Below are 14,044 nucleotides of genomic sequence, written 5' to 3'. Positions count from 1 at the left end.
TGGATGGTGGTGTGGTGAAAGTGTCGTTATCCGCCGATGGCGGCATCGGCCTGGGCTTGGCGCGCGCGATACAGCGCAAGGCGTGCGCTCAGGGTTTCGCTCGGCGGCGCGGCGCGCGCGGGACTGGCCCCGGCGTTCTGGATCTCGCGCCAGAAATGGCAGGCGATCTGTCGACCGTCAGGCAGCACTTCGTTGACAGGCTTCTGCTCACGGCACGCGGCGCGCGCATGCGGGCACCGCGGATGGAAGCGGCAGCCGGGCGGCGGCGCGGTCGGGCTGGGTAACTCACCGCCGAGCGGCGCGCGTTCGCGCCGCAGGTGCGGACCGCTCGCGGGGATCGCCTGCAGCAGCGCCTGCGTGTAGGGGTGCAGCGGCGTGTCGAACAACGCATCGGCACTGGCCAGCTCGACAATTTCCCCCAGATACATCACCGCTACGCGGTCGCTCATGTGGCGGATCACCGCCAGATCGTGAGCGACCATGATGAGCGTCAGGCCAAAGTCATGTTTGAGGCGTTCGAGCAGATTGATAACCTGGGCTTGCACGGAGACGTCGAGCGCCGAGACCGGTTCGTCGCCGACGATCACTCGCGGCTCTCCTGCCAGCGCCCGCGCAATGCCGATGCGCTGACGCTGACCGCCGGAGAACTCATGCGGGAAGCGCTGCGCGTAATCGGGCTGCAGGCCGACGGTGCGCAGCAGTTCGGCTACGCGTTCGTCGCGCTCGCGACCGCGCGCGAGACCGTGCAAGGCAATCGGCTCGCCAATCAGTCCGCCCACGGTCATGCTCGGATTGAGCGACGCGAACGGGTCCTGGAAAATGATCTGGAGTTCGCGCCGCAATCGACGCATGGCGCTCGCGCCCAGCGTCATGATGTCCTCGCCCTGGTAGCGCACTTCGCCGCGCGTGGCATCGAGCAGGCGAAGCAGCAGGCGTCCCAGTGTGGATTTTCCGCAGCCGGATTCGCCCACGATCGCGAACGTCTCGCCCGCCTGCACGGCAAACGACACGCCGTTGACTGCATACACCGTGGGCGCACGCGAGAAACCGACGCGATGACCGCCGAAGTGCTTGGTCAGGTCGCGCACGTCCAGCAGCGGGAGCGGTGAAGCGGTAGCGTTCATACGGCGACCTTTTCCATCGGGAATGCGGGCGGTGTCAGGGCCTCGACCGGCGCCAGCCAGCAGGCCACGCGATGCGTGCCGGACAACGTGCGCTCGACTGGCGCTTCACGCGTGCAGCGGGCTTCGGCAAACGGGCAGCGCGGCGCAAAGCGGCAGCCGGCAGGCATGCGCTCCGGTGACGGCACCGCACCACGAATGGTTGCGAGCGTGCCCTCGCGTTTGCCGATCGAGGGAATCGCCCCCATCAGGCCAATGGTGTAGGGATGCTGCGGATCGTCGAAGATCTCGTTCACCGTGCCATATTCGACGATGCGCCCCGCGTACATCACCGCGACATCGTCGGCGACTTCGGCAACCACGCCCAGGTCGTGCGTAATGAGCACGACGGCGGTACCGGTTTCGCGCTGCAAGGTTTGAATGAGGGTGAGCACCTGCGCCTGGATCGTGACGTCGAGCGCGGTGGTCGGTTCGTCGGCGATGAGCAGCGCGGGCCGGTTGGCGAGCGCCATCGCAATCATCACGCGCTGACGCATGCCGCCGGAGAGCTCGTGCGGATAGTTATCGAGCCGAGTCTCGGGCGCAGGGATACGCACCCGCTTGAGCATCTCGAGCGCCTCGGCGCGCGCGGCGCGGCGATCCAGCCCACGATGGCGCCGAATGCCTTCCTCGATCTGATGACCGATGGTGAACGCCGGATTCAGCGAAGTCATCGGCTCCTGGAAGATCATGGCCAGACGATTGCCGCGCAGATCGGCAAACTCGCGCTCGCCCAGCGCCAGCAGATCCCGGCCTTCGAACATCGCACAACCGGCGACGACGTTGGCAGGCGGGCTCGGCAACAACCCCATGAGGGCGAGCGACGTCACGCTCTTGCCGCATCCCGATTCGCCGACGATGCACAGCGTCTTGCCGGGATGCACGGCAAACGAGACGCCATCGATCAGATTCGGCGCGGCGGGCGCTTTGGAGAACTTCAGCGACAGTCCGGTGACATCGAGCACCGGCCCAGCGTCTGCGGGCATGGTCATTGGCGCGTTGTGTAGGTCGATCTTCCTGCCCTCGTTTCCGGCCAAGCCGGTCGCGAGGGATGTGCGTGACACGATTATGTCTTCCATGCACGCAAAAGAAATATTAATATTTCTTTTTCATTCGTAAATTATTCTTGACCCACCGATGCTTACGCTGCGCATGCTGAAGACGTTCCGACTGGTGGCACAAACCGGCTCGTTCGCCGCGGCCGCCGAGCGCGCCGCGCTGACGCAGGCGGCCGTCAGTCTGCAGATGCGCGGTCTGGAAGAGGCCGTCGGTCAGCGATTGTTCGATCGGCGCGGCCGGCAGATCACGCTCACGCGTCAGGGACGCGATCTGTTCCCGCGTGTCGAGCAGATCCTGGCACTCACCGCCGAACTCAGCGCCACCTCCGCCGATGCCATGCAGGGCCCCGTCACCATCGGCGCCGTGGTGTCCGTCATCGGCGCGCTGTCGTTAGTCGTGGCGGAACTGAAGACCGCGCATCCGCGGCTCGATGTACGGCTCACGTCGGCACGCTCTGACGAACTCACCGATCTGGTCGAACAAGGCGAAGTCGATATTGCCGCGGTGGTGGCGCGAGCCGACGATGCCCGCGTCGACGGGCTGGTGTGGACGCCCCTCTATACCGAGCCGATGGTCATGGTCGTCAATCGCGACGTCACCGAACCCGACCCGCAGCGCATTCTCGACGAACACGCGTTTCTGCGCTTTGACCGGCGCGTTCGCACCGGTATGGTGGTGGAGCAGGCGTTACGCGCGGCGAAGCTCAGTGTGACCGAATACCTGGAGCTGAACTCCATCGAGACAATCGTCGCGCTCGTGCGCAAGAACGTCGGCGTGTCGGTGCTGCCGCAGTTGCATCGCGGCGACTGGCAATCAGACCCACTGCTGCGCATCGTGCCGATTGCCGAACCGCCCTTGCTGCGCACGGTCGGCATGATTCATCGCGAGCACGATTCGCGCACGCACGACATCACGGCCGCCATCGCCGGCATGTTGCACGATGTGTGAGTGGATGACGGCTGGGTGGACAAACGGCGCGAACCCTGTCGCGCCGTCACGGAAGATGAGAAGCCGGTGCCGCGCCGGCGATCAATCGCGCGTCTCGAAGGCCTTGTTGATGCGCAATGCCAGCAGCGTGCACACCGTGCCCGAGAGCAGATAGGCACTCACGGCAATCAGTCCGAACTCGGACGACAATCCCAGCGCCACGAGCGGCGCGAAGGCCGCGCCGAACAGCCACGCGAAGTCGGTCGTCAGCGCCGCCCCAGTGTAGCGAAAGCGTTGCTCGAAGTTCGACGTCACCGTACCGGCGGCCTGCCCGTACGACAGCCCGAGCAGCGCGAAGCCAACCAGGATGAAAATATCCTGCCGCGTTGAGCCGCCGCCCATGAGAAACGGGGCGAAGAGCGCGAACACACCGATGAAGATGGCGAAAAGGCCCAGTGTGGTGCGCCGGCCGATACGGTCGGCAATGCGCCCGGAAATGACGGTGCATACGATGGCGATCGCCGCACCGCACAGCTGCACGATCAGCACATTGTTCAGATCCTGGCTGTTCTGCAGCGCAATCCATGACAGCGGGAACACCGTCACCAGGTGAAAGAGCGCGTAGCTCGCGAGCGCCGCAAAGGCGCCGAGAAAGATGTTGTAGCCCTGCGAACGAACCATCTCGCGCGTGCTGATCGGCTCCAGTTGTCCCTCTTCCAGCATCTCCGTGTATTCGTGCGTCACCACCAGGCGCAGCCGCGCGAACAGCGCCACCACGTTCACGGCAAACGCGACATAGAACGGGTATCGCCAGCCCCACGTGAGGAAGTCGTCAGACTCGAGGCTCCAGTGCAGGAACAGGAACAGGGACGCGGCGATGATGAAGCCAATCGGCGCGCCCAGTTGCCCCATCATCGAATACCAGCCGCGCCGTTGCGGGGGGGCGTTCATCGCGAGCAGCGACGGCAGTCCGTCCCACGAGCCGCCAAAACCGATCCCCTGCACCAGCCGGAAGAACGCCAGCAGCCAGATGGCGCGGTCGCCCAGCACCGAATAGCCCGGCAGGAACGCCATGCCGGCGGTTGCCGTGCCGAGCACGAACAGCGCGGCCGTGAGCTTGACACTGCGCCCCCAGCGGCGCTGCGCGTTCATGAACAACGCGGTGCCGAACGGACGAGAAATAAACGCGAGAGAGAAAATCGCGAACGCGTACAACAGGCCATGCAGGCTGTCGGCGAACGGGAAGAAAACGTGCGGAAAAACGAGGACGGCGGCAATGCCGAACACGAAGAAGTCGAAGTACTCGGAGGCCCGTCCGACCACCACGCCGACGGCGATTTCCTCCGGCGCGATGCGCGACTTGCTGCCGTGATCGTGCGCCGTCGTCGCGGCGGTCACGCCGGGAGGCGTCGGCGATTGATGAGCACTGCTTGACATTATCGGACCCCCTTGCGGATCGGGATGACCATGACACTTGTGCCAAAAGAGCATCGCAGGTATCGCGAATCCACGCCATCGGGTTTACCCTGAATTGCCGCATCGTGGAGGGGAGTCCATGATGATCCCGGTCTGAGGCTACGGTTCCATCGATCGCAGCATGACTTCCCCCAAGCTCCCTCGCGGGGTATTTTTGCTCCCCGCCGCCGCGTTGCTGTCCGGTTGCAGTACCGTATTGATGTCGCCCTCGGGCGATCTTGCGGTACGGCAGCGGGACATCATCATCATTTCCACTGTCCTGATGTTGCTGATCATCGTTCCGGTGATCGTGCTGACACTGGTCTTCGCCTGGCGTTACCGAGCGTCGAACAAGCAGGCGGTCTACACGCCCGAATGGGATCACTCGACGCTGCTCGAACTGCTGATCTGGGCCGCGCCGCTGCTGATCATCATCGCGCTGGGGGCCCTCACCTGGGTGAGCACCCACAAGCTCGACCCCTACCGGCCGCTCGAGCGGATCGACGCCAAACGCGACATTCCGCCAGACACGCGCCCGCTCAGAGTACAGGTGGTGGCCATGGACTGGAAGTGGCTGTTCTTCTATCCGGATCAGGGCATTGCGACCGTGAACGAGTTGGCCGCGCCGGTCGACCGTCCCATCCGCTTCGAAATCACATCGACCACGATGATGAATTCGTTCTTCGTGCCCGCCCTGGCCGGACAGATCTACGCCATGCCGGGCATGGAAACAAAGCTGCATGCGGTCATCAACAAGCCCGGCATTTATGACGGCTTCTCCGCGAACTTCAGCGGCGCGGGCTTCTCGGGCATGCGCTTCAAATTCCACGGGTTGTCGGCAGACGACTTCGACGCATGGGTCAAGCAGGTCAAGGCCCGCGGCGACAACCTCACGCGCGACAAGTACGCGGCCCTCTCCCAACCGAGCGAATGGGTGCCCGTGCACTACTACGGCGACGTGGCGCCAAACCTCTACGACGCGATTCTGAACCGGTGCGTGCAGCCCGGGCAGACCTGTCTGAAGGACATGATGGATCAGCCCAATCTCCCGCACGCCAGCCGGGCGCGTAGCGGCACGTCCGAGTCGTTGCTCGCCGACGCGATGTGCACGGCGCAGAACACCGCGCAGTTCGCGTCTGGCGCACAACGCGCGCCCGGTGCGGGAATTGCACAGTGACGCGCACCGCGCCCAACCGTCGACAATGATGCGCCTCGTGCGCGATTGATCCCAGGCTCGAGCTTATGGACATCGTCAAGTTGATCTTCGGTCGCCTCACGCTCGAGGCGATCCCGTACCACGAACCGATCCTCATCGCGACCTTTGCCGGGGTGGCGTTCGGCGGCCTCGTCGTACTGGGCGCCATCACCTACTTCAAGCTGTGGGGATACTTGTGGCGCGAATGGTTCACGAGCATCGATCACAAGAAAATTGGTGTCATGTATGTGATCCTGGGCATCGTCATGCTGCTGCGCGGTTTTGCCGACGCCTTGATGATGCGTATGCAGCAAGCGGTCTCGTTCGGCGACAACATGGGGTATCTGCCGCCGCACCATTACGATCAGATCTTCACCGCGCACGGCGTAATCATGATCTTCTTCGTGGCGATGCCGCTGGTGACCGGTCTCATGAACTTTGTGGTGCCGCTGCAAATCGGCGCGCGCGACGTGGCGTTCCCCTTCCTGAACAACTTCAGCTTCTGGATGACGACGAGCGGGGCCATCCTCGTGATGCTGTCGCTGTTCGTGGGCGAATTCGCCGGCACCGGATGGCTGGCTTACCCGCCGTTGTCGGGCATCCTGCAGAGTCCGAACGTCGGGGTCGATTACTACATCTGGGCACTGCAGATCGCCGGGATCGGCACCCTGCTCTCGGGGATCAACCTGCTCGTGACCATCGTGAAGATGCGTGCGCCGGGCATGACGATGATGCGCATGCCGGTCTTCACGTGGACTTCGCTGTGCACCAACGTGCTGATCGTGGCCGCGTTCCCGGTGCTGACCGCCGTGCTTGCCCTGCTGGCGCTCGATCGTTACGCCGGCACCAACTTCTTCACGAACGACCTCGGCGGCAACGCCATGATGTACGTGAACCTGATTTGGATCTGGGGCCACCCTGAGGTCTACATTCTCGTGCTGCCGGTGTTCGGCGTGTTCTCCGAGGTGGTCGCCACCTTCTCTGGCAAGCGCCTGTTCGGCTATGCGTCGATGGTCTATGCGACGGTCGTGATCACGGTGCTGTCGTACCTTGTATGGCTGCACCATTTCTTCACGATGGGCTCCGGTGCGAGTGTGAACTCGTTCTTCGGTATCACGACGATGATCATCTCGATACCGACCGGTGCGAAGATCTTCAACTGGCTGTTCACCATGTATCGCGGGCGCATCCACTTCGAAGTGCCGATGTTGTGGACTGTCGGCTTCATGGTGACGTTCGTCATCGGCGGCATGACCGGCGTGTTGCTCGCCGTGCCACCGGCCGACTTCTCGCTGCACAACGGCCTGTTCCTGATCGCTCACTTTCACAACGTGATCATCGGCGGCGTGATCTTCGGGGTCATGGCGGCGATCACCTACTGGTTCCCGAAGGCCTTCGGCTACCGGCTTGATCCGTTCTGGGGCAAGTGCTCGTTCTGGTTCTGGTTCATCGGCTTCTACGTCGCCTTCATGCCGCTGTATCTGCTGGGCCTGATGGGGGTGACTCGCCGCGTGAGTCACTTCGACGATATGTCGCTGCAGATCTGGTTCCGGATCGCCGCCGTGGGCGCAGTGCTCATCGCCATTGGCATTGGGTGCTTCATCATCCAGCTCGTGGTGAGCTTCATGCGCCGCGAACAACTGCGCGACGATACGGGCGACCCGTGGAATGGCCGCACGCTGGAATGGTCGACGTCGTCGCCCCCGCCGGCCTACAACTTCGCGTTCACGCCGGTCATCCATGACAACGACGCCTGGTGGCAGATGAAGCAGCACGGCTTCAAGCGTCCGGAGAACGACTTCATCCCGATCCACATGCCGAAGAACACGGGTGCGGGCATCATTCTCGCCGGGTTCGCGACGGTGTGCGGCTTCGGGCTCATCTGGCACATGTGGCTGGTGGTGATCGTGTCGTTCGTGGCGCTGCTGGCGACCGCCATCGGCCACACGTTCAACTACCACCGCGAGTACTACATCCCGGCCGATCAGGTCGAACAAACGGAGGCAGCGCGTACGCGCCTGCTCGCGCAGCATGTCTGATACGACGGCAACCTTCCCGGCCGGCGGCGCCCCGCTCGGGGCTCACACGCCCAGCGCGCCCGACGGCGAATTGAAGTTCATGATGACGAGCGACTATCACCCGCCCAACGGGACGCTGCTCGGCTTCTGGGTCTACCTGATGAGCGACTGTCTCGTCTTCGCCTGTCTGTTTGCGGCGTATGGCGTGCTCGGACGCAATTACGCGGGCGGCCCCACCGGCGCGGAGCTGTTCGAACTACCGCTGGTGGCACTCAACACGACCTTCCTGCTGCTCTCGTCAATCACCTACGGCTTCGCGATGCTTGAGATGCAGCGGCGGCGCCAGAGTGCGGTGCTCGGCTGGCTCGCGGTCACCGGGGCGCTTGGTGCGGCGTTTCTCTCGCTGGAACTCTACGAATTCGCGAACCTCATTCACGAGGGCGCCGGGCCGTGGCGCAGCGCGTTCCTGTCCTCGTTCTTCACGCTGGTGAGCACACACGGGCTGCACGTCACGTTCGGCATCGTCTGGCTCATCACCCTGATGGTGCAGGTTGGCAAGCACGGCCTCACCGCGCCCAACCGCCGTCGCCTGATGTGCCTGTCGATGTTCTGGCACTTTCTCGACGTGGTGTGGATCGGCGTCTTCACGTTTGTCTATCTAATGGGAGTGCTGCCGTGAGCACCCACGACTCGACCCTGCATGGTGCCGACGGGCACGACCACGACCATGAGCATGGCGACGAGGGGCCGCACAGTACCTTGCGCGGGTATGCGACCGGGTTCATCCTTTCCGTCGTGCTCACCGCCATTCCGTTCTGGTTCGTGATGGGCGGCGTCTTCGAGAAATCGAGTACCACCGCCATCATGATTCTGTTTCTCGGCGCCATTCAGATCATCGTTCATATGATCTACTTCCTGCACATGAACGGGCGCTCCGAAGGCGGCTGGAACCTGTTGTCGCTGATTTTCACGATCGTGCTGGTCGTGATCACGCTGTCGGGTTCGCTATGGGTGATGTATCACCTGAACCAGAACATGATGGCGGGTATGATGCAGGATACGAAAAACCTTCCGTGAACGGCATTTCCCTTGAGCAGCAATCGACTTCATGACTCGGGGGGCGCACAGCGTCCCCCGCGCACTTCTGGTGCGCCCTCCCGCCCCTCTCCGCTTCGGCTGGTCATCCTTGGCGTCATCACGTTGATGCTGGTCAGCGTCTTCGTATCGCTCGGGACCTGGCAGTTGCATCGACGCGCCTGGAAGCTCGACTTGATCGAACGTGTGAATTCGCGCGTGCATGCGCCGCCCGCACCGGCACCCTTGCGCGCCCAATGGGCCGCGGTCAGTGCGGCCGAGGATGAATATCGCCACGTCTCGCTCAGTGGTACATACCAGTTCGACAAGGACACCCTCGTGCAAGCCGTTACCGATCTGGGCGGCGGGTTCTGGGTGCTCACGCCGTTGCGCACGGCGGACGGCGGCGAGGTGCTGATCAATCGCGGCTTTGTGCCGCCGGGCTGGAAGGAGGCCGTGCCGGCCGCCCCGGCGGGTGAGGTTACGGTCACCGGTCTGCTGCGCATGCCCGAGCCGGGCGGCGGATTCCTGCGCAAGAATGCGCCGTCGGAAAACCTCTGGTATTCGCGCGACGTCGCGGGCATTGCCGCCGCACGTGGATTGACGGCCGCCGACGTGGCGCCCTTCTTCGTTGATGCCGATGGAAAACCTGGCGCCGACGCGAGCCGCGCGTTGGCCGGCGGCGATGCCGAGGCCATGACTGGCCAGGCGCCGGTGCGCGACTACCCGGTGGGCGGGCTCACGGTGGTGAAGTTTCCGAACAACCACATGAGCTATCTGCTGACGTGGTACGCCCTGGCGATCATGTCGGCCGTGGCCGGCGGGTTCGTCATCCGGCTCGAACTGCGCAAGCGCGGCGAGTCGAACGTCCGGCAACCCTGACGCGCTCGCGTAGCACACTCCCCGACAATCCCCTTGATGGCAGCGTGGTGACAGCGCAACATTCGCAAGGTGAAACCTCATCTTTTCGAGCGGTTTCGCCTGTCGATATTCCACATTTCGAGCGGCTGGCGCCATTACCATCTGACCCCATATAGGCACAAACGCTTGTCGGCCAAGGCAAGCGAGCCTTTTTGCAAAATGTCCAGGGCCACGCGATCTCACGCTGTGGCCCGTCACTCGGACGTGCGTCGCATCTTTCCCCAATTCGCCGTTATGCGTTAACGTTCCAGGGTCGACGGCGTTGTTACGCATGCCTAAGTCTAGGCAGTGGAGACGTCGCCCCGCAACTGTGCCGGCCTCAGGCTCGGTGCGCGGGCGGGCTGCTGGTTGTGCGTGCGTCGCTGGCGATGTTGAAACTCCCCCTATCTCGCTCGGACAAGAACACGTTAAGACGATGAAAAATCCAACTTTCTCCAAAGCGTTTCTGGCGACAGCGCTGAGTTGTGCGCTGTTCAACGTTCACGCCGCCTCGCAGGCACCGGTCGGTGCCGAGAACGGCATGGTGGTTACGGCCCAGCACCTGGCGTCGAAAGTCGGCGTAGATGTGCTCAAGGCCGGTGGCAATGCTGTCGATGCGGCGGTAGCCGTGGGGTATGCGCTCGCGGTGGTGTATCCGGCCGCCGGCAACCTCGGCGGCGGCGGCTTCATGACGATCCAGCTTGCGGACGGCCGCAAGACCTTCCTCGATTTCCGCGAAAAGGCCCCGCTGGCCGCGACGGCCAACATGTATCTCGACAAGGATGGCAACGTCATCAAGGGCGCCTCGACGACCGGCTATCGGGCCGTGGGCGTGCCCGGCACCGTGTCGGGTATGGAATACGCGCGCCAAAAGTACGGCACCAGGACGCGGGCACAACTGATCGCGCCTGCCGTCACGCTGGCGGAAAAGGGTTTCGTGCTCGATCAGGGCGACGCCGACATGTTGTGGACATCGACCAAGAACTTCGAGAACGACCGCGCCAACTCGGGTGCCATCTTCCTGAACAAGGGTCAGCCATTCCAGCCGGGTGAGCGGCTTGTCCAGAAGGATCTTGCGCGTACGCTCAAGCTGATCAGTGCCAAGGGTACCGACGGGTTCTACAAGGGCGAAGTCGCCAACAAGCTTGTGGCTTCGATGAAGGCCGGCGGCGGCATCATCACGCAGGCCGATCTCGATCAGTATAAAACGCGCGAACTGGCCCCCGTCGAGTGCGACTATCGTGGCTACCATGTGGTCTCGGCCCCCCCGCCCAGTTCGGGCGGTGTGGTGATCTGCGAGATCATGAACATCCTCGAAGGCTATCCGATGACCGAGTTGGGATATCACTCGGCGCAGGGGGTGCATTACACCATCGAGGCAATGCGCCACGCGTATGTCGACCGCAACAGCTATCTGGGCGACCCCGATTTCGTGAAGAACCCGATCGCTCACTTGCTCGACAAGCAATACGCGGCCAAGATTCGGGCAGCCATCAACCCGCAGAAGGCCGGTATCTCGCAGGAGATCAAGCCGGGGGTAGCGCCGCATGAAGGCAGCAACACCACGCATTACTCGATCATCGATCGCGACGGCAATGCCGTGTCGGTTACCTACACACTTAACGACTGGTTCGGTGCAAAGGTGATGGCCAACGGCACGGGCGTCATGCTCAACGATGAAATGGACGACTTCACGGCCAAGGTGGGCGTGCCGAACCTGTACGGCCTGATCCAGGGGGAAGCGAATGCCATTGGCCCGGGCCGTCGTCCGCTCTCGTCGATGAGTCCGACCATCGTCACGAAAGATGGGAAGACGGTCATGGTCGTGGGCACGCCGGGCGGTAGCCGTATCATCACGGCCACGCTGCTCACGATGCTCAACGTCATCGACTACGGCATGAATCTGCAGGAGGCCGTTGATGCACCGCGCTTCCATCAACAGTGGATGCCCGAAGCGACCAACCTCGAGCGGTTCGCCCTGAGTCCCGACACGCAGAAGATCCTCGAAAGCTGGGGCCAGAAGTTTGCCGGTCCGCAACCCGCGAACCATATCGCCGCCATTATCGTGGGTGCGCCGTCGCTCGGCGGCAAGCCGATCGGCAAGAACCGCTACTACGGCGCGAACGATCCGCGTCGTAACACGGGGCTCGCACTCGGCTATTGATTGAGGAACCGTGATCCGAACGACGTTTGGATTGTTGGTGTTGATGGGGCCGCTTGCGCGGCCCCATTGTCTTATGGGCGGCGTCCGTGATTGTGATCGCCGGGCACCTCCCCCCAATGTGCTCGGTTAATTTGGGGAGGTCAGTGACCGCCTAAGCGCCGTCGCACACCAAAGGGTCGTTATTTGTAACGTTTTGTAATATGCCGCTGGGAAGTTCAGGAACTCCTCGCCCGCGTCCCGTCCAATAGGTTTGCCCGTGTACTGCGCCGGCATCTCGTGTGGTGGTCACCGACGCGAGAGGTTGCTGTTGCCTGCACGTGCCGACCGTCCCCTTTTGCTACGGAACCGCTCGAAGATGTCCGCCCTGTGGTACCCGCTGTTTATCTCGTCCTTGCCCCGTCTTCCTCGTTTATCGCCGCGCACCGTCGCGTTCGCTCGCCTGGTGCTGTTCGGATTGATGTTGCTCGTCGCCGGGCTACCCGTCAGCGATGCACTGGCAGCGACCGTCCATCATTCGAGTCATGGCAAGCACCACCACCCTGCGGTGAAGAAGAAAAAGACGGCAGCGAAGAAGCCGGCGAAGTCTGCGCGTCGATCGCACCAACGATCAGCGCATCGTGGGGCCAAGCGCCATGCAGGCCACAAAGCGACGAAACCACCGCACAGCGCTAAAACGTCGGTGAAGCGTCGGCCCGCGGCTACGCGGCGCAATGCGGTGTCGAATGCTTCAAACGCTTCAAGGGTTTCAAAGGTTTCAAAGGTTTCAAAAGCTTCAAAAGCTTCAAAGGCTTCAAAGGCTTCAAAGGCTTCAAAGGCTTCGAGCGTTTCGAGCGTTTCGGGAGTTTCGGGAGTTTCGGGAGCGGTGGGAACAACGAGAGCAACAGGAGCCGTTGGCACTGCAGGAGCCGTGAGAGCGACGAAGACAGCGACCGCATCAGTCGGCACGGCTACCAAGCCGCGTCTTCTCGCGCGATGCGGTTTCACGCGGGCATCACGCAAGCGGCTTTTCTCAAGGGCTGTTTATATTGTCGACGAGAAAACGAAGACGCCACTCTTCTCCCTCAATGCGAATCAAGTGCGCCCGATTGCCTCGCTATCGAAGCTGATGACGGCGGTCGTCTGGCTTGATAGCGGCCCGGCCATGCGTGCACCGCTTACGGTCACGAATGCGGATCTCGATACCCTCAAGTTCAGCCATTCGCGTTTGGCGGTGGGCTCGACGCTTTCACGTGCCGACATGTTGCACATCTCGTTGATGGCATCGGAGAACCGGGCTGCCGCCGCCTTGAGCCGCGACTATCCGGGCGGGCGTCCCGCCTTCATTTCTGCCATGAATGCGAAGGCCCGCGCGTTGAACATGCCGAATACGCGTTTCGAGAACTCGACGGGGCTGTCACCATACAACGTGTCGACGGCGCGAGAACTGGCGCGTCTGGTTCGAGCGTCGAATAGGTATCCGCTGATCCGCCGCTACTCGACTGACCATCAACAACGGGTGAACACGGGCAAAGGGCGGCTGCAGTACGTCAATACGAACCGTCTGGTGCGCTACGGAAAGGTGGATGCGAGCGTTCAGAAGACAGGCTTCATCAACGAATCGGGGCATAACATGGTGATGCGCTTGATGGTGCACAAACGGCGTCCCGTGATCGTGACCATGCTGGGCAGCGATACCCCAGAAGGCTCGCGCCTCGATGGCGTGCGCATCGCCCATTGGTTGTCGTGCTCGTTACGATGACACCGGCGCATTCTTGCTTGGCATCTTCAATGCATAGCTCAAGCTCGAACGGCCGACCTGCATCAGCGCACACGCTCGCCTTTGACTCAAGCCCCGTTCGACTGCAAACCGGACTTGCTCGCAGCGAACGTGTGCGATCACCACATTTTTTCGCCGATCTCCCTCATGACCTCGATCTCAAGATCGCGCTCAGCCACCATTTTCTTTAACCGCGCGTTCTCGGCCTCAAGCGTCTTGAGTCGCTTGACGTCATTGCTGGCCATCTCGCCGAACCGTTGTAAGCGACCGGCAAACCCGTCTTGACGGGTCAGGTTTCAGGGCGCGGCCGGCGTCCAACGGTGCGGCAGCAGATCA

Annotated in this window: 12 protein-coding genes and 1 pseudogene; 8 read left to right on the top strand and 5 right to left on the bottom strand. The window is 62.6% G+C overall.

Annotated elements, in window-relative coordinates; all coding sequences use genetic code 11:
* Positions 1 to 26: 26 nt before the first annotated feature.
* Both PEP31012_RS12685 and PEP31012_RS12680 read right to left on the bottom strand, forming a co-directional pair.
* On the bottom strand, positions 27 to 1,124 hold the full coding sequence (locus PEP31012_RS12685) for an ABC transporter ATP-binding protein (RefSeq protein WP_150589702.1): 1,098 nt from the start codon (positions 1,122 to 1,124) through the stop codon (positions 27 to 29).
* Positions 1,121 to 2,146: an ABC transporter ATP-binding protein gene (locus PEP31012_RS12680; RefSeq protein ID WP_425494958.1), complete on the bottom strand. Its 1,026-nt coding sequence runs from the start codon at positions 2,144 to 2,146 to the stop codon at positions 1,121 to 1,123. The genes PEP31012_RS12685 and PEP31012_RS12680 overlap by 4 nt, the downstream gene beginning before the upstream one ends.
* 151 nt (positions 2,147 to 2,297) lie before the next feature.
* Here PEP31012_RS12680 and PEP31012_RS12675 point away from each other — a divergent pair, with 151 nt between their 5' ends.
* Positions 2,298 to 3,167 (top strand): LysR substrate-binding domain-containing protein, encoded by an 870-nt coding sequence (locus PEP31012_RS12675; protein WP_150589700.1) that lies wholly within the window; start codon positions 2,298 to 2,300, stop codon positions 3,165 to 3,167.
* 81 nt (positions 3,168 to 3,248) lie between these two features.
* On the opposite strand, the gene PEP31012_RS12670 is transcribed toward PEP31012_RS12675, so the two are convergent.
* Positions 3,249 to 4,583, bottom strand: coding sequence for an MFS transporter (locus PEP31012_RS12670; protein ID WP_150589699.1), 1,335 nt, complete (start codon positions 4,581 to 4,583; stop codon positions 3,249 to 3,251).
* Positions 4,584 to 4,743: 160 nt separating this feature from the next.
* Here PEP31012_RS12670 and cyoA point away from each other — a divergent pair, with 160 nt between their 5' ends.
* The 6 genes from cyoA to ggt all read left to right on the top strand — a co-directional run bounded on the left by cyoA (position 4,744) and on the right by ggt (position 11,952).
* On the top strand, positions 4,744 to 5,778 hold the full coding sequence (gene cyoA, locus PEP31012_RS12665; RefSeq protein ID WP_150589698.1) for a ubiquinol oxidase subunit II: 1,035 nt from the start codon (positions 4,744 to 4,746) through the stop codon (positions 5,776 to 5,778).
* Positions 5,779 to 5,843: 65 nt separating this feature from the next.
* Complete coding sequence (cyoB, locus tag PEP31012_RS12660) at positions 5,844 to 7,835, top strand: cytochrome o ubiquinol oxidase subunit I (RefSeq protein WP_150589697.1); 1,992 nt, start codon at positions 5,844 to 5,846, stop codon at positions 7,833 to 7,835.
* A complete protein-coding gene (gene cyoC / locus PEP31012_RS12655) occupies positions 7,828 to 8,493 on the top strand; it encodes a cytochrome o ubiquinol oxidase subunit III (protein WP_150589696.1) in 666 nt (221 codons plus the stop codon). Before cyoB ends, cyoC begins: the two co-directional genes overlap by 8 nt.
* Positions 8,490 to 8,891 (top strand): cytochrome o ubiquinol oxidase subunit IV, encoded by a 402-nt coding sequence (cyoD, locus tag PEP31012_RS12650; protein WP_150589695.1) that lies wholly within the window; start codon positions 8,490 to 8,492, stop codon positions 8,889 to 8,891. Before cyoC ends, cyoD begins: the two co-directional genes overlap by 4 nt.
* A gap of 126 nt (positions 8,892 to 9,017) precedes the next feature.
* Positions 9,018 to 9,770 carry an SURF1 family protein gene (locus PEP31012_RS12645; protein ID WP_246171271.1) on the top strand — a complete coding sequence of 251 codons (753 nt, stop codon included), beginning with the start codon at positions 9,018 to 9,020 and terminating at the stop codon, positions 9,768 to 9,770.
* A gap of 559 nt (positions 9,771 to 10,329) precedes the next feature.
* Entirely contained in the window at positions 10,330 to 11,952 is a 1,623-nt protein-coding gene (ggt, locus tag PEP31012_RS12640) for a gamma-glutamyltransferase (RefSeq protein ID WP_246171287.1), read from the top strand.
* A gap of 519 nt (positions 11,953 to 12,471) precedes the next feature.
* Here ggt and PEP31012_RS23670 read toward each other — a convergent pair.
* Entirely contained in the window at positions 12,472 to 12,906 is a 435-nt protein-coding gene (locus PEP31012_RS23670) for a hypothetical protein (protein WP_174978226.1), read from the bottom strand.
* Between PEP31012_RS23670 and PEP31012_RS12635 the strand changes: the two genes are divergently transcribed.
* Entirely contained in the window at positions 12,815 to 13,690 is an 876-nt protein-coding gene (locus PEP31012_RS12635) for a serine hydrolase (RefSeq protein WP_150589692.1), read from the top strand. The two genes, PEP31012_RS23670 and PEP31012_RS12635, sit on opposite strands and share 92 nt — an antisense overlap.
* A gap of 6 nt (positions 13,691 to 13,696) precedes the next feature.
* Here the strand turns inward: PEP31012_RS12635 and PEP31012_RS23990 are convergent.
* A pseudogene (locus PEP31012_RS23990) lies at positions 13,697 to 13,968 on the bottom strand (IS3-like element ISMxa2 family transposase); the annotation flags it as partial.
* Positions 13,969 to 14,044: the final 76 nt, after the last annotated feature.

Origin of the sequence: Pandoraea eparura (assembly GCF_902459725.1) — a bacterium.
GTDB lineage: Bacteria > Pseudomonadota > Gammaproteobacteria > Burkholderiales > Burkholderiaceae > Pandoraea > Pandoraea eparura.
The sequence above is the reverse complement of the archived record's forward strand: the minus strand, read 5'-3'. Positions and strand labels throughout refer to the sequence as shown.